A 23,149-nucleotide genomic window follows, 5' to 3' on the forward strand; every position below is an offset into this window, starting at 1 on the left:
TTAAATAGATAATAGGATTATTTAAAAATTTTGAGCAGCCAAAAGTTTGAGACTCTTCAGTTACATGCAGGCCAAGTGCCTGATCCAACTACAAATTCTAGAGCAGTACCCATTTATCAAACTAGTTCCTATGTATTCGATAATGCCGAACATGGAGCGAATCTTTTTGGATTAAAAGAATTTGGAAATATTTATACTCGACTTATGAACCCCACCACAGATGTCTTCGAAAAAAGGATGGCAGCTTTGGAGGGAGGTATGGCAGCACTTGCCACATCCTCAGGTCAAGCTGCGCAATTCTTGGCAATCGTGAACTGCATGACAGCAGGGGATAATTTTGTCTCTACATCTTTTCTATATGGTGGTACCTACAATCAATTTAAAGTCCAATTTCCAAGATTAGGAATAGAAGTTAAATTTGCTGATGGGGATAGTATCGATAGTTTTAGAAATAAAATTGATGATAAAACCAAAGCAATATATGTCGAATCAATGGGAAATCCTCGGTTCAACATTCCAGATTTTGAGGGACTCTCTACTTTGGCGAAGGAAAATGGAATTCCTTTAATAGTGGATAATACCCTTGGTGCTGGAGGTGCTTTAATAAGACCAATTGATTTTGGAGCCGATGTTGTTGTGGAAAGTGCAACGAAATGGATCGGTGGACATGGAACAAGTATCGGAGGAGTTATTGTTGATGCCGGAACCTTTGATTGGGGAAATGGTAAATTCCCACTAATGAGTGAGCCAAGCGCTGCTTATCATGGGCTCGTTCATTGGGACGCTTTTGGTTTCGGTAGTGATATCTGCAAATCTTTAGGAGTACCTGATAATAGAAATATAGCTTTTGCCTTAAGAGCAAGACTTGAATGCCTGAGAGACTGGGGATCAGCTCAAAGTCCTTTTAATTCGTTCTTGTTATTACAGGGTTTGGAAACTCTAAGTTTAAGGATAGAAAGACAAACTTCTAATGCTCTTGAATTAGCAAAATGGTTAGATTCTAATTCTAATGTCAGTAGTGTTAATTATCCTGGCCTAGAATCTGATCCATATTACTCAAGTGCCAAAAAATATACTACTGGAAGGGGAATGGGTTGCATGCTTATGTTCTCTCTTAATGGAGGTTATGAAAATGCCGTGAAATTTATTGATTCCTTAAAATTAGCAAGTCATCTTGCTAATGTAGGCGACTCAAAAACTTTAGTAATTCATCCGGCTTCAACTACTCATCAGCAATTGTCTGAAGAAGAACAATTATCTGCAGGGGTTACTCCCACGATGGTAAGAGTTTCTGTTGGAATTGAGCATATTGATGATATAAAAGCAGATTTCGAACAAGCACTGTCACAAATCACATAAGAAAGGAGATTTATTGGCTTTAATAATTCCTAGCAACTATCACAAGATAAGTGATGTCAAGAAAAATCATATTTCTTGGATAGAACCTAAATTGGCGGAAAGACAGGATATACGTCCTCTTAGAATTGGGATTTTGAATATCATGCCTCTTGGTAAGCAGTATGAATTTAACTTACTACATCCACTTGGGTTATCTCCTCTTCAAATAGAGCCAGTTTGGATAAAGCTTAAAACTCACTCTTATAAAACATGGGATTTTAATCATCTAAATAATCTATACATAACCTGGGAAGAGGCAAATAATTCACAACCGTTAGATGGAATCATTATTACTGGAGCACCTATTGAGCACTTGGCTTTTGAGGATGTTAAGTATTGGGATGAATTTGTAAAAATTGTAAATGAAGCCAGAAATTCTTGTGCGAGTACTCTTGGCTTATGTTGGGCTGGTTTCGCTCTGGCTTATTTGGCAGGTGTTGATAAGAAAGTTTTTGATAGAAAATTATTTGGCGTCTTTCCTTTAAAAAGCCTTGTTCCTGGACATCCTTTGATGGGTACACAAGATGATGAATTTATTTGCCCTCAAAGTAGATTCGCAGGATTACCAGATTTGGAGATGGAGCAGGCTCAAAAAGAAGGGAAACTAAATTTATTGGCATATGGAGAAAAAGTAGGATACACAATATTTGAAACTAATGATCAAAAACAACTTATGCATTTAGGCCACCCTGAATATACGGTTCATAGAATTATTAGTGAAATCAAAAGGGATAAAGAGAAGGGAGATGTCCCTCCTCCTGAAAATTTCGAAATAAATAGTTCAAAAACTTCTTGGAGATCTCATAGGAATTTGCTTTTTCAGCAATGGCTTTGGTTCTGCTATCAGCAAGTTAGTCTTAATTAACATTTTTTAATGAGCGCTTTCTAGCCCACCTAATCTCTCAAACAAGTTAAGACTTTCTTTATTTAATCCTACAATTTCAACTTTAGAACCACCATTCTGGAATTTTCTAATAATTTGCTCAAGTGCGACAACTCCACTCTGATCCCAAATATGAGCTAAAGACATATCAATTACAATATTTTCAGGATGTTCATGTATGTCAAATCCTTGTAAAAAATAAATTTTACTTACAAAAAATAATTGTCCTTTGACTTTGTAGGTAGTTAGGTTATTTTCTTTTGCTCTTGCGACAGTTATAACTTTTGCGACTTTTCTGCTGAAAAGAATCGCAGCTAATGCAACTCCAGCAATAACCCCAAGTGCAAGATTATGTGGTTTTGTCAGCATAGTAACTGCAAAAGTCATAAGCATTACAGCCGTATCACTTTTAGGTATCTTTCTAATATTTTTTAATCCATTTATATCTGCTGTACTTATTGCGATTGTTATCATTATTGCTACTAAAGCAGCCATTGGTATGGCACCGATCCAAGCCTTTAAGAGGATTATCATAATTAGGAGAGATATACCTGAGGAGAGGGTTGACAATCTAGATTTGCCACCATTTTCATTATTCATTACAGATTGCCCTACTAAGGCACAGCCTGCCATTCCACCAAATAAAGATGCCACAATATTTGCCATCCCCTGTCCTCTCGCTTCTTTATTTTTATTAGAACTAGTATCAGTTACATCGTCTAAAATATCTTGAGTTAAAAAGGTTTCCATTAAACCCACAAGTGATATTGCAAGTGATGTAGGTAAAATTATCCCTAATGTTTCAAGACTAAAAGGTACTTTCCCATTTTCTATTGATCCAAAAGGCAAAGAAATACTTGGTAATCCATCAGGTAATTTGCCCAAATCGCTAACTGTTGGAATGTCTAGGTTCAATAATATACTTATCAGAGTAATTACTACTATCGCAATAAGTTGAGATGGGATTACTTTTGTGATTTTTGGAAACCCATAAATAATTACTAATCCTAGGATTACAAGAGTCCAAACTATTGGGATTTGAGAGTTGCCTGGATATTGAGTTATAGATTGTTCAACTATTTCCTTAGATTCTTTAATACCTATTCCTAACTGAGGCAGTTGTGCTTGAAATATTAAAAGCGCTAATGCATTTACAAATCCACTTAATACTCCTGTTGGGACGAATCGCATTTGGTAGGCAAGTCTTAAATATCCCCAAATTATTTGGAAAATACCTGTTAATATTCCTGCGGCAATAAGATATGGAACTCCTAATCCAGGAGCTTGTGATTCTCCATAAGCAACAAGTCCAGTCATCAAAAGAGCTGTTGATCCTGTCGCTGAGGTAATCATCCCTCTCCTTCCTCCAACAATTGCGATTGTTATAGATAAGCAAAATGCACCAAAAAGGCCAACTTTAGGATCTACACCAGCTATACCTGAAAAAGCAATTGCTTCGGGGATCATTGCAAAAGCAACAACTAAGCCAGAGAGAATATTTGACTTTGGATCATCCAACCAATTTTTAGATAAATATTCTGAGAAATTTGACATTGAAAGTTTTTTTATACTTATGAAGTTAGCTCATAAAGGAGGCAAAATACTTTGTGGATCAAAAATATTCTTTAAAGTTTTTAATTCTTCAAATCTATTGCCGAATGCTAATGAAAGTTCTTCCCTATGAGAATTTAAATGATTATGCAATTGGGCTAAGTGAATATTTGGATAAAACCTTTTTAGTTTACTCCAGGATTTATACATCCAGTTCATCACGACTTTCTTCTCTTGAAGATCATTTTTTTTCCATGATGCATATATCCAGGGTTTCCAAGTACTTTTTCTATGAACAAAAAAGCTTGAGCCATGATTTAATTTTTTAGTTTTACAACCCAGTTGTTGAGAAGCAACATAACAGGAATTATTAGGCATATTGTCCCTTATTTCATTCAAACATTTTATCAAAACTGGGATATCATTTTTTAAATCTTCTCCAAGAAGACTTATTACTTCAGAATGGTAATTTGCATTTAGCTCATATAATTCCAATTCCTTTGGAAAGAAATTTATTTCGTTAAAGTTCTTATAAATTTTTTTTTCTAGAGTAGGAAGTTTTTCTAGAAGCAATAAGTATTCTTTGGTTCTTTTATCCTCTAAATTATTTTTTAGTTCGACAAAAATATATATGTAAATTCTTTTGGCATATATCCATTGAAGACTCATATTTTCTGGAAATACCTCTGATAGCTGAATTATTTCTGAAAGTTCAGTTGGATTTACAAATCCTTCAATAATTAGAATAGGATTAGATTGGATAGTCTTAAGCCCTATTTCGGTAATAATTGAAAAGAAGGGTGCTGCGCCTTTAATTGCTTCCCAAATTAATTGTTTCTCTTGACTTATTTGATTTTTCTTTAAAGAGATAAATGTACCATTACCTAAGAAACCTTTTATTGATTCAATATTGTCAATTGCTAGTCCATAGGCTCTACTAAGTGGACTTACTCCACCAGTAAGTATATAGCCTGCTCCAGGAAGTTTAGAAAGTCCTATAGGAAAACTTCGATTATGTTTTTCTAAATGATTTATTAGATGACCCATTATTACTCCACCTCCAATTGTAACTAGATTGCTTTCTCTATCTAGTTGAATTTTGTTGTAATTTTTTCTCAGATCAAGAGTCGTATAACCATTTTTAGCACAGCTTGAGGTTGTACCTCCACTACATACGCAAAGATGCTCGGACTCCTTATTAGAATAATTCTCTTTATTAAATAAGGAATCTTCAACGTTATAAATTAATTCCTTAAACTTTGCATCCTTCGAGTTAATATTTGGAATTAAAAGCAAGTTATTATTTTTGTTCACTACTAAATATCGTTCTTTACTATTATGTTATAAGTAATAACTTAATTTTGGATAACTTAGATTCGAAGTTAAATAATCAAGTCGGCATTCTTATCTGTGGACATGGTAGTAGAAATAAACTAGCTATTACCGAATTTCAAGAATTAACTAAACTCATTCAAAAAAGATATCCAAACATATTAGTTGAATATGGTTTCTTGGAATTTGCCAAACCTTCGCTTGTTGATGCTCTAGAAAAGTTAAGAGATCATTCTATAAAAACAGTAATTGCAATACCCGCAATGCTTTTTGCTGCTGGTCATGTAAAAAATGATATACCTAGCTTGCTTATGAATTATTCAAGTAAAACAGAAATTGAAATAATTTATGGTAGAGAGTTAGGTATTAATAATTTAATGATCAGTGCAGCTTGTGAGAGAGTTAAAGATGTATTTAAACAAAATAATTCTCTTAAACCTGAAGAATCATTATTAGTTGTTGTTGGGAGAGGCTCTTCTGACCCAGATGCAAATTCAAATGTTTCAAAAATTACGAGAATGATCGTAGAGGGAATTGGATTAGGTTGGGGTGAAACAGTTTTTTCTGGTGTAACGTTCCCTCTTGTTGAAGCTGGATTAAAAAATGTTGTGAGACTTGGTTATAAAAATATAATAATTTTCCCTTATTTCCTTTTTTCAGGCGTGCTTGTTACACGAATCAAAAGGCAAAGTGATTTAGTTGCAATTAATAATCCACATATTTCATTTAATCATGCAAAATATCTTTCATCACAAACTTATGTGGTTGATACTTTTGTAGAAAGGATTGAAGAGATTCTTAATAACGAAGGTAAAAATTTCATGAATTGCTCCACTTGCAAATATAGGTCAAATTTATTTGGCTTTGAGAAAGAAGTTGGATTGCTACAAGAAAGTCATCATGATCATGTAGAGGGTTTAGGCATAAGCTGTGATTTATGTGATCCTGAATGTAATGGTGCTTGTGAAACACAAAATCAAACTTCAACTCATGACCATGTTGAATCAAATTTAGTGGCAGATGATTATCTAGAACATAAACATAATGAATGTCATCAACATAATGAGAATCATCACCATCACCAAAGTATTTATCCAAATTCAAAACACCCTTTGGGACCTGTCACGCTTCGCTTGCTAAATAAAGATCAAATCTTAAGAAAATCCATTGAAAACAACTGAATCATCTGTCTCTTTCTCGCTTGAGTCTCAATAGACTCGGTATATATAAGTATTGCTAATGTGAAACGACTGGTTCATTTATATCCTTCTTTTCCACAAATTATTAAAAGTTTTCCACGTCCAAATCCACATTAGATAAGGAATGCCAGTATTTTTTAAAAAAAACAGGGCTTCAACATTATTGTTGACTTTTCTTTTCGAATTTATCAATTTCCCAGGTTAAAAAACATATTTTAAAAAAAATCAATTTATAACATGAGTCTTATTTAATACATTAAATTTTTTTTGAAAAAAATTTTTTGACTTTTAGAGAAAAAAACATAATTATTGTTTTGTAGAAAAATAAATTTATGGATCAAATCAGTCATTCAAAATTATCCGATGTAATACTAGATGAATGCTCTTCAAATAAAGTATCTTTAGAAACGGAGCTTTCAGAGACTCTTTATAATAAAATGAAAGACTTCGTATTAAGTAATCCAACTTGGGATCAATATAAGCTTATAAATTCAGCACTAGCTACTTTTCTAGTACAAAACGGATGTACTGATGAAAATGTTTCTGAGATTTATTTAAATCAATTATTTACTCCTTCTAAATCTTTTTAATATTTAAACATGCTCTTCTCGTTAAAGCCATCATAGTAAGAGTTGGGCTATGCCATGATGAAGTTGGCCAGCAGGCACCATCCAGTACGAGTACATTCTTGCATCTCCAAAGTCTATTAAACTTATCAACTACGCTATCTTCTTCACTAACTCCCATTGGAGCTCCTCCAACTTCATGAATATAGTATCCGGGAGGTGGAGGACTATCTGATAGTGCAATCAGATTTTTTGTGAATATACTTCCTATTGGTATATTTATAAGTTCATCAATATTTCTTATTTCTCCATTCGCAGCATCTACAGATTTTTTTATCGTTTTTGTCATATGTTTAGCCATATTTAGTTCATTTTCGCTCCATTCGAATTCAATGTGGGGTATGGGAATCCCCCATTTATCAGTTTTTTTTGATAATGAAACTGAGTTTTTCTTTCTAGGGAGGACCTCCCCATGTGCGATAAGAAAGCCAATAGCTGTATTTAGATCTTTTTGCAAAAATTTAGGTATTCCTAATCTATCGATTGCCCCCCAGATTCCGTAACCTCTATGGAAATTGATGTTGTCAATTTTTGGTAAATTTGTTCCGAATGGAATAAAGAAGCTCCCTGCTCCTGAAAGATCGAGAGAATTATTTAGTATTTTTTTTGAGTTTTTTGTTTTTGGGACTGAAAAGAACCTACAGACAGAAATATGATCCATGAGGTATTGACCGAGTTTTCCAGAATTATCTTTAAAACCTAAGGGATTTGATTTCTTTTCTGAGCAAAGTAAAATTCTCAGTGTTGAAATTGTTGATGCGCAGAGGAGAATTAAATCACAATTTAATGTTTCTTTACGCCCATTTTCTAAGTTTACGACAGTTAGTTTTGATGCAAGCTCAGTTAGCTTATTAATCTCAAAATTCTCTACTAAGTGATTAGAGATTATTTGAACATTCCCTGTATCTAAAGCCTTTTTCAAGGTACTTCCTATGCTAGAGGAATTTGGCCATTGTTTTTCTTTTACAGATGCATTTCGGTCAAATCCTCTTGATTGGATAAATGGATAGTTTAATTTTGACTTGACTTTGCTGCCAAAAATATTTTCGTTATCTGTCAAAGGGATTTCACCTATATAGTTACCATTTGGAACTTCCTTAATATCATCTTTTCGTCCATAAATTCCACAGAAATTTTCAATGAAATCATAGTGAGGGGAAAGATCATCGTATGAAATGGGCCAGTTTGGCCCGAATCCATCTTTTTTTGCAGGATGAAAGTCTTCTGAAGAAAATCTTAATGTGATGCCTCCCCAGGTTAATGATCTCCCCCCAATTTGTTTACCTTGAGTCCATAGGAAAGGTTTCTTTTCTGGGAATGCATAGGGATGTTTTAATTCATTTGAATATAAATCAGGATTATTTTTCCAATAACCAGGATGCTGAGACTGATTGCAATGTTTTTTTGTTATTACTCCTGATAATCTTTTTATGGTGCTTATGGGCTCATAATTGCTAGCTTCAATCCTTTTGATTTTTGCTCCGGCTTCTATTACTAAAACTTTTATACCCTGCTCGGCCAATGTAAGTGCTGCTATACCTCCTGTAGCCCCAGAACCAACAACAATTGCATCATAAGGATTTATATCCAAAACTTAATTCTAGATTTGTATTTTCAATAAATATAGCATTCAGTAAATAATTAACTTCTAGAGTTCAACTTAAGAAGCTAGAATTTACTGAAATATTATCCAAAATTAATGAGATTTATAACTTTAACTCTTCTAATTATTGTTTTAACCCTCCCTTCTATAAGCTTTGCAGCATTAGATTATGGTAAACAATCCTTAGTGGGAGGAGATTTTTCTGGATCTGATTTAAAAGGAGCAACTTTCTATTTAACTGATTTACAAGACGCAAATTTATCAGATTGTGATCTTCAAAATGCGACTCTATATGGAGCAAAATTGAAAGATACTAATTTAAGTAACTCTAATTTAAGAGAAGTAACTTTAGACTCAGCTGTTTTAGATGGTACAAATTTATCAAATACTAATTTAGAGGATTCTTTTGCATATAGTACACAGTTTGAAAATGTAAAAATACAAGGCGCAGACTTCACAAATGTGTTCTTGCCAAAAGATGTTGTAAGGAAATTTTGTGAAAGTGCCTCTGGGACTAATCCCTTCACCAATAGAGATACTAGAGAAACATTAGAGTGCGATTAAATTTGAATTTATGCACAAATAAGTTCTTTTTTAATCTTTCTTTGTTTGTAAAGTGATCTGCCAACAGGCCAACCTAAAGTAGATAAATGTCTTATTAAAGAACTTGAATATTTGAAATAAAGTTTGCCTGTATATTTGATATCAAGTTCTTTTAAAGTGTTTAGTAACAAAAATAGATCTTTCTTGTTGCCTTTTTTCTTATCTAATAAAATTAATTTCCCACTTGATAACTTGTTTTCTAAAAGCCCATCATTTTCAGCATAACCAACTTTAAGTGAATTAAATTCATCAGAATAAAGAGTATAAATTATTCCATCTTTGAATTTATTTGTAGAAGTATTTACATTAAAATTGGAGGATATAAATGTTTGATATTCTTTTGTGATTTTTCTGTTATTCATAATTATTTGATTTTATTTTGAGCAATTTCGTATTTTTCTAATAGATTGTTTACTTCTGCTAGTGCAATTCTCTTTTGACAAGCGGAATCATATCTATTTATTGCTACTGAAGGTATTGAACCTTTGCTCTTCATTTCCCTTATTCCTGTTTCTAAACACTGAAAAGCAACACTCGATAGATCTCGACCTTCAGCCGCAGCCCAAACCTTCAAAAGATAAGTAAGATTTGATGGTACTGAGATTTGTACTTTGTTCGAATTCGAGGTGTTTAATGCAATATCATCGAGACTAATTTCTTTGGAGGAAATAGTTTCTTTTACTTTTTTCTTCAGAATTTTTACTTGGCTTAGCGCGTTCTCTTTATTTCTAATTTTTTGTTCTATTTCAAATAACTCTTCCTCCGAATTAATTAAAGCTTCTAACGCCCATTTAGCATCATCTTTCGCAATAGCTGTGCTATTAAGCCATTCATCTCTTATTTTTGACCAATTACTAGGCATAAGCTTTATGCAATAACTATACAATAGGACAATCTGTCTGGATTGTCTATATAATCTAATTAGAATTTAAATTGATTATAAAAATCAATATTCAAACCTATTTATTTGACCCCGTATCCTAGGAATAATGTTATTGAAAAATTAATTAATTTGGAAAATCTTTGCAATAGAATTCTAGAAGGAATTCAAAAATGAAATCTGTTCTTGATCTTCTGGTAACTGCATACTAATTAATTAGATAAATTAAAATCTTTTTGAAAAATATTCTTTATTAGTCTATTAAGGTGTTTCTGAATTATTAATCTCTTTCAATTAGTTCAATTTTATATCCATAAGGATCCTCATTAAAAGCCAATACAGTGGGCAGTAATTCACACCTTTTGTTATAAGTAAAAACCTGTTTCATATTGCCTTTAACGCATGACAATGGAATGATTTAAACTGCTGCTAATACTTCTGTTTCAAAGAGTAAAGCAATTAAAGTTGCTACTAAAATTTCCTTGCCTTATTTTTGTATGAGTGCTGAAGGTCAAATAGATGGTAAAGGTATTCCGAGACAAAAAAAGGCATATCAAAATCTGCTTAGATGTAACCCTAGCTATTGAAATTTAGATGAATATAAAGTTTTGGGTATATCAGGTAGAGGGAAGAACATTAAGGCAGGTGCTTTAAACAAAATTATTGAAAATGCTGAAAAAGGTCAGATTCCTTATGGTACTAACTTAGTAGTTGAGTCTAGGTCGAGGCGATCAAGATATTCATTTAGTTGTAGAGCAACAGGATTATGGATTTGCACTAAAAGGTACTTTTAGGGAAGTAATGCAAGGTCAAAAAAGAGAGAAGATTATAAGTGGATTACCTGAAAGGCAACATGATGTTTTGCAAATATCAGAGGAACAATAGATCGACTATATAACACCTACTCAATTAGTTGAAAAAGTAGAATTTGCAGTAAAAACTAAAGTTAATTTAGATATTTGTAGAATAACTTTAGATCAGTTAGTTAAAAAAAGAGTTTCTGACAAAGATTAAGGGTTCTAATAAAAAACTTCTGAATTAAAGTACAGGATTAAGTAACTACGGAGCCTATAGTAGTAACTATATAGCTACAGGGGAAGGGACAGCTTTTTTGTTAAAGGCTGAATTAAGTAAATATATGATCCCCAAAACATTTGCGAGAAATATTTTTTACCTCTGCTAATTTTACAGCAATTGGATAGTTCAGGTATCGAATCTATCCAGCTGGAGAGAAAGACATTAATAAGGATGATGTCTTGCATACTTCTTACTCTCAACAAAAATGGCCTTGAAGCATCGTTCCGTTTCAGGGTCATTTACTAAAACAGATAAAAACTTAATTAAGAAATTGGAAGGCAAAATGGAAAATGAAAAAAGAATTGAAAAGTTAGCAGCTGTTGCACTAAACGTAACTAAAGTGCTGGTAATAATTTATCTAGGCATCGAAGAAGTAATTAAAATAAGTAAATCACTTATAAAGAAGTTAGATGCTTATTTTGATGATTTACGAGGATCTCGAGAATGGGCTTCACAAGCTTATGCAATACTAAAAAAACGACATTCGTTTTAACTTGTTCAATAAACCAATCAATTAATCCGCTCCATTCTTGGAAATCTCCTTTGGGTTTTAATTCTTCATCTTTCCCTACTCTAGCTACTGGAACAAGATGATCGATAGTTGGGAATAGCTCCCAAAAGCAATATGTGCCTCAATCATCTTTCCATTCTTGTGATATGTAAATTTCTCAGGAAGATAAATCGCCAGCAATCGAAGTGCAGGTGGATAGATAAGTTTTGTTCCCCTATATCGATCTATATATCCATCTCTTATAAATACCTTTGTCATTTATCTCGGGGTATCACTTCTTCACCTTTAATTAAAGGTACTAACGGTTATTCCTGATCCATTAAGCTCCCTGCTTTAGCAACTTTCCATTAGCTAATTAAAGAACAGGCTAATTTTATGGCTTCACTTTTTCAAATTCATTTTTACTGATATTTATTGAGTAATCGATTATAAATTATGAACAATACTATTACTCCTCCTATACCAAGAGCTGCATGGTATGGGTCATGGTGATTCTGCCAAAGCTCCTTTAAAAATTCCATTAATACTTAATCGCTATTTACCACCACATACCAAGGTTTAAGTTCTTTGTATTTCTATTAACTCTATTACATGCAAGCTCACATTCGCTTAACTCTTTGACTGAGAGAGTGTTAATTATTCTTGCCATATCAATAGAAGATAATTCTCCATTAATGTTCCACTTAAGAGTAGTTTTACGTTGAGATGAGTTTGTTGATTTCTTCATCATGACTTTTAAGGTCAGGGATAATTTAATAGCATATTTATTTAGAATTCACAAAAAAAATGTAAAGTTTTTATAAGATAACGAATTAAATTTATTTATTAAACATCTAGAAAATCAAGCAACGGTGCAAGTAGCAAGCGTTTCATTTATTTACCTTTTAAACATTCATACTGCTTTTTATTCATCTTAAATTTTATTCTTTCTGATGCAAAAATCTCTCCTTGCTCCTCGCATTGTTCCATACTTGCCCTCTCAATTTTTTCTAAAGCTGAAGAACCACCTGCACCTGAACTGAGAATTAACCAATAACTTTTAGCATTAATAGCAGAAGTAAAACCTAATAGCAAAGGAAGGACTAATAATTTACGCATAAAAAAATTTAGTCTCTTTCTATTAACTCTATCTTGTATCCATCTGGATCTTCTACAAACGCTAAGACTGTTGTACTGTTCTTCATGGTCTTCGGTTGTGTTGTGATCTTACAGCCGTTGTCTTCTAGCCCTTTACAGATACTATGAATATCTTTAACTCCAATAGCTATATGTCCATACTTATCTCCTAGTTCATAGTCATCAGACTTCTTATCCCAGTTATGGGTTAACTCAATTACTGCATTTTCTTTCTCTGAACCATAGCCAACAAATGCCAAAGTAAATTTTCCATGAGGATAATCCTTTTTTCGCAATAAATGCATTCCCAATCTATTCACATAGAAATCAATGGATTTATCCAAATTCCCTACTCTTAACATTGTATGAAGGATACGCATCTTGAATTATGAACCTAGATTAATTATCTAATATTTAATCACCATCTGCCAAAGTTGTTTCTTCGAGGCTCCGTCTTAAAATAAGTTTAGAAAAATTAGGTTAAAGTATTTATACTAAATTTCACGAATAGATTGGATCAAATATTTCAGAGAATCTCATCAGTATTAATTTATACTTTGCCATTAAAGGCATCAATACCTTTTGGATATTATTTGTTTTATAAATATTCTTTTTTAAAAATACTAATGGATAGTCTCACCTTCCCGATAGCAAAAATTGAAGAATCATTACCTTTTGGTGGCTTTTTGTTGTTTATATTATTGTTTGCAGGAATAGTAAGAAATCCCAAAGTACCCTATTTTGTTAGATATAACTCATGCCAAGCATTACTTATTGATATTGCTTTGATCATAATTACATATCTCTTTAGAATCTTGCCAATAGTTGAACTTGGCTCAATTATTTCTATACTTAGCTCAATTATTTTTATATTTAGTATTTGTATTTTTATTTATTCTATTTCTCAATGTATTTATGGAATTGAACCCGAAATTCCCTTAATTAGTAAATCTGTAAGAATGCAAATTTAAAAATGATTTATAGATTTACTAAATTTTCTCAGCACTCATTCAGAATAGATTCCCATCTTTGCTGACTTGCTTTTATTGCTCTCATTGGTGGTTGAGTACCTTCTATCTCAAAAGCTTTAATTAATGATTTATTAGCTAATAAGCCCAGTGTTGCAGCTTCTCTTTGCCTAGAGCATACTTTTCTTCTTGATCCCTCTTTTAGACCATTCTCAATTTCTTTAAGAATTTGGCTAGCTTCTTTCGACTTAGAATAGAAATCATTCATATATATTTCCAAAGCCGTTTCTCCTCGAATTTGACTTGGTAAAAATATACAAGTTAATAGTATTAGAAATAATGAAAAAAGGTTCTTGATCATGAAGAATTTTTAGAGATAAAGAAAAGGTATTTAGGATATATTACAAAGTAGTTTGATTTATAATTGAATTACATAAAAAATCAATCTATATAATCATGCAAAGGAGAAAATCTAAACTTAGAAAATTTCAACCATTGATGTTTTTTTTAATAGGTTTCATCATGGGTATTGGCGCAATTTGGCCTGGGATGATTTCAGAACCTAGGAGAAAATGTTTCTTTGAAATTATAAAAGACGGAAGTGATGGGAGTGTTTCTCTTGGAACTATTTTTTCTATATCTCCAAATTATCTTTTAAGAATTAGGAATGAAAAAAATAAATATAATAAGGTTCTTTTAATAGGAGATTTTTGTTTTAGAAAAGCTAAATAGTGTTAATAAAAGAAAGCAAATTCTAGACTATCGAGATTTCTTGAATAATTCATTTAAAATTTAACTATAGTATTTTCTATTATGTTTAATAATTATTCAATTACAAACGTAAGAAGATTAGTTGATAAATATTTCTCTCTTCAGTGGTGTAGAGATAACTTTGTAGTTCCACTAAGTATAAAGAAAGAAAGTTCATCTGAAATACAAACAGTTATAATCGCAATAGCTAACTATTCTTATCTAGGGACAATATCTGAACCAATAAAGGAGAGACTAAACCAATCAGGACAAAAATGCTTTTTTGTAGAAAAGACTCAAGATGAGATTCAAGAAATTCTGGATAAAGCCTCTGAGGAAAATTTTATAAGTGATGAAGTTAACGAAAGCATATTTTTTGAGGATGATTATTTATCTGAATCTATTAGAACAACTTCTGATAAAAAAGTAGAAGAGTTTATTTTTGAATTTGATGAAGATATAGTTCTAGATATGGGACGTAAAATTTTAGATCTAGTGCCTGAGATGATGGAAAGTAAAATAAAGAAAGCTGTAGGATTTGTTTTGATCTATTCGAAATACGAAAAAGTTTCTGACATTTATATAGATCCTAAGGAGGATAGCTATAAGATTCGTCTCAGAAAAGAGGGTGTTTCCCAGAAGTTTATTTCAATGCCTAAGGAATCAGGAATAAAATTTTTGGCATGTTTAAAAGAGATGTCAAATATGGATGTTACTGAAAAAGGAAAAAACCAGGATGGAAAGATACTAAGAAAGTTCGATGGGCAGAAACTAGAATTAAGTTGTAATTCCAAGCCTGGCTTAAATGGAGAATCAATGGCTCTAAAATTTTTAAATAGTGATTCTTCAACTTTGAATTTGGACAATCTAATTCATATAGAAACTGTCTTAAACGATTTTGCTAAAAACTCTATTAAAATAGGAAATTTGAATTTATAAAAAGGGAAGACAAAACAATCTTTTTATTACTAGCTCAAACTGAACCTTTTAAGAAAAGAGTTTTAAGTTTTAAGAAACTGTCTTAAATTTTAAAACTATAGTTTTGCTTTTATTAGCAATATGGGGTTTCTGTCGAGCATACTATTTTGCTTTTTATGTTATTCAGCATTATTTTGACCCTAATTATAAATTCTCTGGGTTAATAGATTTTGCCAAATATTCTTTAAGAAAAGGAAGATCAAATTTAAAAAATAGGAGCTAACAAAATTACATTTAAAGACTAGCTAAGACTGAACTTTGTAAAAAATGAATATCAGCTTTACGAAAACATCTTAAAAATAAAAATATATTATAAATCTATTTATTCAAAGTACGGAGGGGGTGGGATTCGAACCCACGGTGCCCTTGCAGACACGCTAGTTTTCAAGCCTGAATATAACTGAATAGCACATGTGGATCTGTTTTCGTGAAAACGATGACCGTTCCTCTTATTACTAGGTTTTGGTTGCACTAATAATTACTAAATGACTGCAACCCCTAGACTAGCGTGCTTTAAATAAACAATTGATTTAAAATTCAATATAAATACAAGTAAAGAATGGCATCAAGATATTATTCTGCAAGTGTAAGGAAATTAGTAGATAAGTATTTCTCTATTCAATGGTGCAGAGATAATTTAGTTGTACCTTTATATGAGGAAACTTCTTTACCAATCAGTAAAGGTGTTATAAAAATTGCTATTGCTAATTATTCATATTTAGGGACGATCGCCTCTCCGATAAAAGAGAGATTAAATCAATCTGGTTATAAATGTGAATTTGTAGAAAAATCACAGGAGGAAATTCAAGAAATTCTTGATTTGGCTTCTGAAGAAAGATTTATAAGTGGTGATTCACTAGAAATCTCTCAAATTGATGAAGATTCCGTTTTGGAAGCCATAGTTGATGTTTCTGAGTCAGAGGATACTTTTGAATTCGAATTTGATGAAGATGAAGATGAAGATGAAGATGAAGATGAAGATGAAGATGAAGATGAAGATGAAGATGAAGATGAAGATGAAGATGAAGATGAAGACAAGGATAAAGAATCCAGAAGTGATACTTATGAAGATTATCTAGAGGAACAAATTATAGATTTAGAGATAGAGATGTCTTTTAGTAAAATTCAAAAGGCGGCAGGAATGATATTAATAAATTCCAGAAAAAATAACGTATCTGATATTCATATAGAGCCAAGAGAAGAAGGTTACAAAATCAGAGTTAGGAAAGATGGCGTAATGCAAAAATTCATGTCTATGTCGAGAAAGCCAGGAATACAGTTGGTTGCATGTTTAAAAAATATGGCAATGATGGATATTGCTGAAAGAAGAGCTAGTCAAGACGGGAAGATCCTAAGAAAACTTGAAGGTAATAGAATGGAAATTCGCTGTTCAACAGTTCCAGGAAAATATGGGGAATCTATGGTTCTAAGAATGTTAAACAGTGATGCATCAGTATTAAATTTAGACACATTAATACATATTGAAAAAGTCAGAAATGATTTTAGAAAGATAATGAATTCAATAAATGGGACTGTAATTGTCTCAGGGCCAACAGGTTCTGGAAAGTCAACTACTCTTGCTGCTGCTTTAAGGGAAAAGGATAATGGTTATTCTAAAATACTTACTGCCGAAGATCCCATTGAGTACGACTTGGGAGGAGATATCCAACAAGTTCAGGTAAATAGAGCTAAAGGACAGACATTTGCTGCTATTCTAAGAACTTTCTTAAGGCATGATCCTGACGTAATACTTATTGGTGAGACTAGAGATCCTGAAACAGCAGAATCATCTATGGATGCAGCAGAAACTGGTCATTTAGTGTTTACTACACTTCATGCAAATTCATCAACTAGCTCACTAACTAGATTACTTGATATGGATGTACCAAAATATAAATTAAATGCAAGCGTAAGAGGAGTATTAGCTCAAAGATTACTTAGAAAAGTCTGCACAGGATGCGGTATAAAAAGACCGATTTCTGAAAATGAAGCGATTGAATTTAATATTCCAGATAATACTCCAATAATGTATGCTAACTTTCTATCTTCAGAAGAAAAATCAAACCGTAAAAAAGAGAATTCTCTTTGTCCCATATGTCAGGGTTCTGGATATAAAGGTAGAGTTGGGGTATATGAACTCCTTCTTCTTGAAAGAAATATTCAAAATGGAATTTCAAGTGGACTTAATGAAAAAGAAATTGAGCAGTTAGCTGTTAATGAAAATTCAATGCTTACACTTACTCAATATGGCCTAGAGTTAGTTAAGGATCATTTGACTACTCTTTCTGAAGTAATAAGAGTATGTAAGGAAGATTAATGGGAGATATAAAGAAAGTTTGGCTACTTTATCTAAAAGGATTTTTGCTTTTTCTAACTGGTTTTATATCTTCATTACTCTTAGTTTTATTAAACTTAAATTTTAAAACTATAGTTTTGCTTTTATTAGCAATATGGGGTTTCTGTCGAGCATACTATTTTGCTTTTTATGTTATTCAGCATTATGTTGACCCTAATTATAAATTCTCTGGGTTAATAGATTTTGCCAAATATTCTTTAAGAAAAGGAAGATCAAATTTAAAAAAGAGGAGCTAACAAAATTACATTTAAAGACTAGCTAAGACTGAACTTTGTAAAAAATGAATATCAGCTTTACGAAAACATCTTAAAAATAAAAATATATTATAAATCTATTTATTCAAAGTACGGAGGGGGTGGGATTCGAACCCACGGTACCCTTGCAGATACGCTAGTTTTCAAGACTAGAGCCTTAAACCACTCGACCACCCCTCCAGGTGAAAATATTTAATTTTCAGATTTAATTATATCAGTCCCTGCTATTTAACCGGTAAATAAAAAATATTTTTCTTCAACAAATTTTTAAAATTAAATTTTTTGTGAAATTATTTCCAGAAATTGGCAACAAATTGGCAACACTATGGAGCTATAACAGTTTTATGATATTTAGAGTCTTAATAAGAAGTTAGTTATAGTAGTTATTCTTTAAAATCATATCCTCCTTTGTGTGAACATACTTTTTCAAAGTCTTCATAACCTCTTGTACCAATTACGGGATATTCCCAAACATATTTTCGATAGTGTATTTCCTTTCTAACAGCAACTGGCAAAGAATCTATATACCTGAAATTTTTGCAATCATAATTTCTAAGTTGAAACCAATCAACTTTAGTTTTTTCATCATTAAGTTCCTCTTTAAATTAAGTGTGAAGTGAATTTGAGTTTTAATATGAGCTTGTTTTGGCAGTCTTTTGACCTAAAGGATTAAACATTAATCTTTTGATTTGATCATTTTCCCAGATCCAATAAACTGGTGCGCTTTTTCTAGCGTTAATTAGGTTTAATGTGTTGAGTTTTTGAGGAACAAATTCTTTTTTTGGATCAAAAAATTTATCTCTAATAGGTTGATTTAAAACAATGCTTCCTTCTTTACTTGAGATTGACCTGTGATAAGTTCCTTTTGGGATTTCAAGTGCTCCCATAAATCTATTTAGATAAATCACATGATGAGGCTCTTCCCAAGCTGGATTTATCAGAATAAATTTCCTCTCACCAGTAATAACTAAATTGTGATCAACTTGATGATTGTGCATATAGTATTGTTCATTCTCATATTCATCTGGAGGGGATATAGCCTCTCCTGAATGCATAACCACATCACAACCATTAGAAAACTCTATTCCTGCATCAAAAAAAGTTACTTTGGGAGTTTCTCTGAAAATAGTTGTAGGGCAGAATTTCAATTCCATAATTCAACCTCTCTGCTAGTGAATAACAAATACGATTAGAATTTATTTGCAAAAAATATGTTTTTATTGATACTTAGTTGAGACAAACTAATCAATCTTCCCCAGATGGATAATCTATCCAATTGTGTTTTAAAGTTTTTTTTAAAGTGTGCAGTTTCTTGACGCAATCAAGGTCTCGAATATCTTTTTTGGGAACAGTGAATTTTTTTGCAGTTTCATTTTTCCCTCCTAATTAATATTGTTGTTTGTAACCATTCCAAGTTTGATTAAACCTTAATCCAAGATATAAGATTAAGATTGTCCAAAAAAGAATTTCTAAACTTAAATTGTTCATCTACTTTTCCTCCTTTTAACTAACTGACATTTAGTACGGATGATATCTAAAAATCAAGGGTAAGAATACTTAAAAAAGATCGAATATTAATCACAATAAATTTTGCAATGACTTTTAGTAGGATGCACCATGCATTCATTATCCCAATATTTCTTTACTTCTTTTTTGGGGAATTGATAATTGAAATCATGCATTTCCCACATGTCTGCAGTTGCCTGTTTGAGTGCAGTTAATGGAGTAGTGAGTTTCATAAAACCTCCTTTAATCTCTACTCTTAAATTATCCTACTTTTCATTCAAAATTTATAGGGTATTTCTACCCGAGTAGAAGTGCTTTGTGGTTGTCATAACTATCTTTTCCTATTCAACTTGAGTAGAATTAATTCAATATTCAAAAGCACTTCATAGACTTTGTGGACAGCAAGGTGCATACGACTCGAAGAGGGCAAATAGTTTTTTTTAGGTATTACCACTCTTGATTTTTGTAGATGAAAGATACAAAATAATTACTACCCAAAAGGAGGCTATTTCAATGACCAGCCTAGGAGTAGAGCTTCTTATATGTACTTTTTCGCTAATTTATTTTGGTCTGTTTATGACACGAAATTTTTATCAACAAGGTATGAGAGCTCATCTACGCAAAAACATTTTTTGCGTTAAATCACAAAGTAATCCATACTGCATAACTAAGTAGCATTGGATTAATAATTTCAAAAAAGGAGGTTAATTATATCTTGCAGAAATCCTTATAAACATATGATGCAGAATGACTTTACACCTTTTATTGATGTTATATCGTAAGAAAAGAATTGAAGTGATGTAAAACTGGAGTGTATGCAGTTTGGTATATGCGACTATAGACCAGAACAAGTAGAAAAAGTGCCTTTTTTTAATAGAAACACTTTTAGAACAGACTTCTGAGTTGAGGGAAATTAAATGAAAAATAAGAGATCCCATATTAAAACTACTCTTAAGGCGAAAAAAAATTGGAACTTAGATTCATTAGATATGCTTTTGGTTTTAGAGAGTCTCTCAAATAAACATTTAAGAAGTTACCCTCTCCCGGAGAAAAACATTTCTAGTTATTTAGCAATTTAATATTAATTTGGAGGAAATTATGAAAAAAAGATATATCTGACTATTATAGTTGAACTTTAATTTTATCTATGAGTAAACCTTTGCTACTAGAGGACCTGCTTCTTCATCAGTAAAAACAGGAGTTGTTTTCCAATTTAGAAATTCCCCCCATTGAGCTGCATGTTCGTATATGGCTTTTGGATTATCAGTTTTTAAAACGATCCAACCTTCTAAAGAACCAGGAGCATGATACCTACCAATCATTTCGACTCCAGGATAAATTCCGCCTCCTGCAAGAAATTTTTCTGCACCTTTTTGATGATACCCAGTTTTGAAGGACCAATGTTGAACATAAAGCATAATTTTTAATCATTATAACTACTAAATTAATAGCAAAAAAAGACCTGATTATATGATTTATCGAAAATGTTTTTATTTAGATCGACTATCAATTATTAAAGTGTTATTTTGGCTTAGTCGGTCCTTATGAACAATCACATAAGATTAGAAGATTATGGGTAAATTTCTCGAAAAGAACTTGATTATCATCCTTTTGACGATTATTGGTTATTTTTTATTTTCAATTTCCAGCAGTTTAAAAGAGTCGGGAAGATATGATTCTGATTTGAGAGCTTGTGCGAAAATGAAAGCTTTTATGAATGATAAAGAATCTTCTAAATTATTTGAACAAGAAGCAGCATCTATAACTGGAATAAAGGTTAAGTTTGTAGGAGAATATTGTAAGAAATTAACACTTCAAAATTTCTTCTAAAAATCGAAAGAAGATAATATACATTTTTTGAGAAACTAAGAAAATTATTTTTTTCAAAAAGTATTTTCACCCTAAATTTTTCCAAAGTTAATATTTTCTTGGAAAATTCCAAATAAATTATTTCCAATAATTGCAGTAAATACGAGAACAAATGCAACAATTAAGAAAAGAATACTTACATCCTTTAAATCATAGGGAGATTTAAAAATAGGTTTAGGATTTTTCATTATTTAATTATATCTGATAGTAATCTTATATAGTTTTTAAGGGAGAACTTAATACGTTCCCCTTTAAGCTACTTTTTAAAAAATAGCTTATTAAAAGACAAAAAAAAACATCCCAAAATGGGATGTTTTTTAATTGTTTACTTAATTAAAAAGCAAAACTAGTTTTTAATGCAATACCAGTTAAGTCTTCACCATTAGCATTGTCTCTCTCCTGAAGAAATCCACCTACTGTTGCTGTTGTTGCATCATTAAGATTCCAAGAATATGAAACTTCATATAGCATAGTAGTCTCAGCATCATCAACAATCAAAGGGGTAGATCCGATGTCGTTATTAGTTCCTAATCCAAGTGAAATAGCTCCTGGACCAACTTCTGCTGTAGTTAAGCCAACAAAGTAAGCTTTTGCATCATTACCAGCGGATGGATTTCCTACTTCATAACCAACACTTACTGAATCTAAGAAAGCATTATCAAATGAGTAATAACCATTAACACCCCAATAAATTGTATCTACATTTGGTGTATCAGCGCTTGCGTATGAAAGTGCTGCTCCATAACTATCTGCTGCATATGCTAGCTGAAAGCCAAATATATCATTTGATTCTTTGGTGAAAATACCGTCAGTTGTACTTCCTTCTTGACCTGACATTCCAGCACCTAAAGTGAATCCATTACCAATGTCGTAAGAAGTAGAGATAGTTACATCACCACCTGCACCAGCAGAATTACCTGTACCACAGTCAGAAATTACGTCTGTGAAACCAGAGTAAACACAAGCTCCAGTGAATTGATCACTAATATCCAAACTATCGCCGACAGCAACAGTCAATTTATCTCCAAAAGGTCTTGTATAGTGAACATCCTTAACTCTTAATGCATCAGCGTTTGCATTACCGAAGTCAAGAGCTGTTGTTAATGGGCTAACAGCAATTGTGTTTCCAGATCCAATGTTTACAAAAAGATCATCATCTCCTGTAAAGGTAGTATTGAGACCGATTTCAAATGAATAGTTTGCTACAACCGCTTCTGGATCACCCTGAGTATTTGCATCTCCTTCTGTTGCTCCAATAAGAAAATCTGCAGAGAAAGAAGCAATTGTTGTCTCAGAGAAGCTACCAGCTTCAAAATTTGAGCCAGATATTGAGTCGTTAGTTAATACAGAGTCTGTCTGGGCAAGTTCTCTAGAGAAAGTATTTGAATCAAAATCTTGTTCAAATAATTCTTCTTGGTCAATACCGTATTGAGTAACTTGGTTTAAATTGATTTCATTAGCAACAGCAGAAAAAGGTGCTAATAGACCTAATGTTGCAGGGGCCACTAATAATTTGTGGAAAAGTTTCATTAAAATGTCCTCACACATTTTGAAAGATTCTTTATTATTTAATGTTTTGCTAAGAAAGTCAATAAATTAATGCACTTATATGTGTAAATTTTTTAACTGTCTCCTTATCTCTCGTTTTTAAGTTTTGAATTGTAAATAAAATATAAAGATATTTTTTAA

General features: G+C 32.0%; 27 protein-coding genes and 1 tRNA gene. 12 read left to right on the forward strand and 16 right to left on the reverse strand.

What is annotated here, in order from left to right:
* Nucleotides 1-30: 30 nt before the first annotated feature.
* Both HA143_RS03445 and HA143_RS03450 read left to right on the forward strand, forming a co-directional pair.
* Entirely contained in the window at nt 31-1,359 is a 1,329-nt protein-coding gene (locus HA143_RS03445) for an O-acetylhomoserine aminocarboxypropyltransferase/cysteine synthase family protein (protein WP_209083236.1), read from the forward strand.
* Nucleotides 1,360-1,372: 13 nt separating this feature from the next.
* The gene (locus tag HA143_RS03450; RefSeq protein WP_209083237.1) at nt 1,373-2,263 is read left to right on the forward strand and encodes a homoserine O-succinyltransferase; all 891 of its coding nucleotides are present in this window, start codon (nt 1,373-1,375) and stop codon (nt 2,261-2,263) included.
* Nucleotides 2,264-2,269: 6 nt separating this feature from the next.
* On the opposite strand, the gene HA143_RS03455 is transcribed toward HA143_RS03450, so the two are convergent.
* Nucleotides 2,270-3,835 (reverse strand): SulP family inorganic anion transporter, encoded by a 1,566-nt coding sequence (locus HA143_RS03455; protein ID WP_209083238.1) that lies wholly within the window; start codon nt 3,833-3,835, stop codon nt 2,270-2,272.
* Between the two features lie 30 nt (nt 3,836-3,865).
* The gene (locus HA143_RS03460) at nt 3,866-5,146 is read right to left on the reverse strand and encodes an FAD-binding oxidoreductase (protein WP_209083239.1); all 1,281 of its coding nucleotides are present in this window, start codon (nt 5,144-5,146) and stop codon (nt 3,866-3,868) included.
* Between the two features lie 47 nt (nt 5,147-5,193).
* Between HA143_RS03460 and HA143_RS03465 the strand changes: the two genes are divergently transcribed.
* Together HA143_RS03465 and HA143_RS03470 are read left to right on the forward strand one after the other, a co-directional pair.
* Nucleotides 5,194-6,345 carry a sirohydrochlorin chelatase gene (locus tag HA143_RS03465; protein ID WP_245210846.1) on the forward strand — a complete coding sequence of 384 codons (1,152 nt, stop codon included), beginning with the start codon at nt 5,194-5,196 and terminating at the stop codon, nt 6,343-6,345.
* A gap of 350 nt (nt 6,346-6,695) precedes the next feature.
* Entirely contained in the window at nt 6,696-6,953 is a 258-nt protein-coding gene (locus tag HA143_RS03470) for a DUF2811 domain-containing protein (RefSeq protein WP_209083241.1), read from the forward strand.
* On the opposite strand, the gene HA143_RS03475 is transcribed toward HA143_RS03470, so the two are convergent.
* The gene (locus HA143_RS03475) at nt 6,940-8,580 is read right to left on the reverse strand and encodes a GMC oxidoreductase (protein WP_209083242.1); all 1,641 of its coding nucleotides are present in this window, start codon (nt 8,578-8,580) and stop codon (nt 6,940-6,942) included. The two genes, HA143_RS03470 and HA143_RS03475, sit on opposite strands and share 14 nt — an antisense overlap.
* Before the next feature lie 108 nt (nt 8,581-8,688).
* Here HA143_RS03475 and HA143_RS03480 point away from each other — a divergent pair, with 108 nt between their 5' ends.
* Nucleotides 8,689-9,156: a pentapeptide repeat-containing protein gene (locus tag HA143_RS03480; RefSeq protein WP_209083243.1), complete on the forward strand. Its 468-nt coding sequence runs from the start codon at nt 8,689-8,691 to the stop codon at nt 9,154-9,156.
* Nucleotides 9,157-9,164: 8 nt separating this feature from the next.
* Here the strand turns inward: HA143_RS03480 and HA143_RS03485 are convergent, their stop codons facing one another.
* Nucleotides 9,165-9,557 carry an LEM domain-containing protein gene (locus tag HA143_RS03485; RefSeq protein ID WP_209083244.1) on the reverse strand — a complete coding sequence of 131 codons (393 nt, stop codon included), beginning with the start codon at nt 9,555-9,557 and terminating at the stop codon, nt 9,165-9,167.
* A gap of 2 nt (nt 9,558-9,559) precedes the next feature.
* A complete protein-coding gene (locus tag HA143_RS03490) occupies nt 9,560-10,057 on the reverse strand; it encodes a VHS domain-containing protein (RefSeq protein WP_209083245.1) in 498 nt (165 codons plus the stop codon).
* Between the two features lie 729 nt (nt 10,058-10,786).
* Here HA143_RS03490 and HA143_RS03495 point away from each other — a divergent pair.
* Together HA143_RS03495 and HA143_RS03500 are read left to right on the forward strand one after the other, a co-directional pair.
* Entirely contained in the window at nt 10,787-10,960 is a 174-nt protein-coding gene (locus tag HA143_RS03495) for a hypothetical protein (protein ID WP_209083246.1), read from the forward strand.
* Between the two features lie 397 nt (nt 10,961-11,357).
* Nucleotides 11,358-11,645 carry a hypothetical protein gene (locus tag HA143_RS03500; protein ID WP_245210847.1) on the forward strand — a complete coding sequence of 96 codons (288 nt, stop codon included), beginning with the start codon at nt 11,358-11,360 and terminating at the stop codon, nt 11,643-11,645.
* 556 nt (nt 11,646-12,201) lie between these two features.
* Here the strand turns inward: HA143_RS03500 and HA143_RS03505 are convergent.
* The 3 genes from HA143_RS03505 to gloA form a co-directional block, all read right to left on the reverse strand.
* Nucleotides 12,202-12,393: a hypothetical protein gene (locus HA143_RS03505; RefSeq protein ID WP_209083247.1), complete on the reverse strand. Its 192-nt coding sequence runs from the start codon at nt 12,391-12,393 to the stop codon at nt 12,202-12,204.
* 143 nt (nt 12,394-12,536) lie between these two features.
* Nucleotides 12,537-12,761 (reverse strand): hypothetical protein, encoded by a 225-nt coding sequence (locus HA143_RS03510; protein WP_209083248.1) that lies wholly within the window; start codon nt 12,759-12,761, stop codon nt 12,537-12,539.
* 8 nt (nt 12,762-12,769) lie between these two features.
* Entirely contained in the window at nt 12,770-13,159 is a 390-nt protein-coding gene (gene gloA, locus HA143_RS03515) for a lactoylglutathione lyase (protein WP_209083249.1), read from the reverse strand.
* Between the two features lie 132 nt (nt 13,160-13,291).
* On the opposite strand from gloA, the gene HA143_RS03520 reads away from it, so the two are divergent.
* Nucleotides 13,292-13,750, forward strand: coding sequence for a Tic20 family protein (locus tag HA143_RS03520; RefSeq protein ID WP_209083250.1), 459 nt, complete (start codon nt 13,292-13,294; stop codon nt 13,748-13,750).
* A gap of 28 nt (nt 13,751-13,778) precedes the next feature.
* Here the strand turns inward: HA143_RS03520 and HA143_RS03525 are convergent, their stop codons facing one another.
* The gene (locus HA143_RS03525; protein ID WP_245210848.1) at nt 13,779-14,108 is read right to left on the reverse strand and encodes a hypothetical protein; all 330 of its coding nucleotides are present in this window, start codon (nt 14,106-14,108) and stop codon (nt 13,779-13,781) included.
* Between the two features lie 95 nt (nt 14,109-14,203).
* Here HA143_RS03525 and HA143_RS03530 point away from each other — a divergent pair, with 95 nt between their 5' ends.
* The 3 genes from HA143_RS03530 (at nt 14,204) to HA143_RS03540 (ending at nt 17,792) form a co-directional block, all read left to right on the forward strand.
* Nucleotides 14,204-14,479: a hypothetical protein gene (locus HA143_RS03530; protein ID WP_209083251.1), complete on the forward strand. Its 276-nt coding sequence runs from the start codon at nt 14,204-14,206 to the stop codon at nt 14,477-14,479.
* A gap of 81 nt (nt 14,480-14,560) precedes the next feature.
* Nucleotides 14,561-15,436: an ATPase, T2SS/T4P/T4SS family gene (locus HA143_RS03535; protein WP_209083252.1), complete on the forward strand. Its 876-nt coding sequence runs from the start codon at nt 14,561-14,563 to the stop codon at nt 15,434-15,436.
* 598 nt (nt 15,437-16,034) lie between these two features.
* Complete coding sequence (locus HA143_RS03540) at nt 16,035-17,792, forward strand: GspE/PulE family protein (RefSeq protein WP_209083253.1); 1,758 nt, start codon at nt 16,035-16,037, stop codon at nt 17,790-17,792.
* A 386-nt stretch (nt 17,793-18,178) separates the two neighbouring features.
* Here HA143_RS03540 and HA143_RS03545 read toward each other — a convergent pair.
* From HA143_RS03545 to HA143_RS03560, 5 genes are all read right to left on the reverse strand, one after another.
* Nucleotides 18,179-18,265, reverse strand: a tRNA-Ser gene (locus tag HA143_RS03545).
* Nucleotides 18,266-18,468: 203 nt separating this feature from the next.
* Nucleotides 18,469-18,600 (reverse strand): hypothetical protein, encoded by a 132-nt coding sequence (locus HA143_RS09795; protein ID WP_257469933.1) that lies wholly within the window; start codon nt 18,598-18,600, stop codon nt 18,469-18,471.
* Nucleotides 18,601-18,714: 114 nt separating this feature from the next.
* The gene (locus tag HA143_RS03550) at nt 18,715-19,239 is read right to left on the reverse strand and encodes a hemagglutinin (protein WP_209083254.1); all 525 of its coding nucleotides are present in this window, start codon (nt 19,237-19,239) and stop codon (nt 18,715-18,717) included.
* 420 nt (nt 19,240-19,659) lie between these two features.
* Nucleotides 19,660-19,824, reverse strand: a complete 165-nt coding sequence (locus tag HA143_RS03555) for a hypothetical protein (RefSeq protein ID WP_209083255.1) — start codon at nt 19,822-19,824, stop codon at nt 19,660-19,662.
* 912 nt (nt 19,825-20,736) lie between these two features.
* Nucleotides 20,737-21,009, reverse strand: a complete 273-nt coding sequence (locus HA143_RS03560) for a DUF3303 domain-containing protein (protein WP_209083256.1) — start codon at nt 21,007-21,009, stop codon at nt 20,737-20,739.
* Between the two features lie 154 nt (nt 21,010-21,163).
* Between HA143_RS03560 and HA143_RS03565 the strand changes: the two genes are divergently transcribed.
* Entirely contained in the window at nt 21,164-21,421 is a 258-nt protein-coding gene (locus HA143_RS03565; RefSeq protein ID WP_209083257.1) for a hypothetical protein, read from the forward strand.
* A 71-nt stretch (nt 21,422-21,492) separates the two neighbouring features.
* On the opposite strand, the gene HA143_RS03570 is transcribed toward HA143_RS03565, so the two are convergent.
* Together HA143_RS03570 and HA143_RS03575 are read right to left on the reverse strand one after the other, a co-directional pair.
* Nucleotides 21,493-21,648 (reverse strand): hypothetical protein, encoded by a 156-nt coding sequence (locus HA143_RS03570; protein ID WP_209083258.1) that lies wholly within the window; start codon nt 21,646-21,648, stop codon nt 21,493-21,495.
* A gap of 145 nt (nt 21,649-21,793) precedes the next feature.
* Nucleotides 21,794-23,008, reverse strand: a complete 1,215-nt coding sequence (locus HA143_RS03575) for a porin (protein ID WP_245210849.1) — start codon at nt 23,006-23,008, stop codon at nt 21,794-21,796.
* Nucleotides 23,009-23,149: the final 141 nt, after the last annotated feature.

It is taken from the genome of Prochlorococcus marinus CUG1415 (assembly GCF_017696015.1).
GTDB lineage: Bacteria > Cyanobacteriota > Cyanobacteriia > PCC-6307 > Cyanobiaceae > Prochlorococcus_A > Prochlorococcus_A marinus_AE.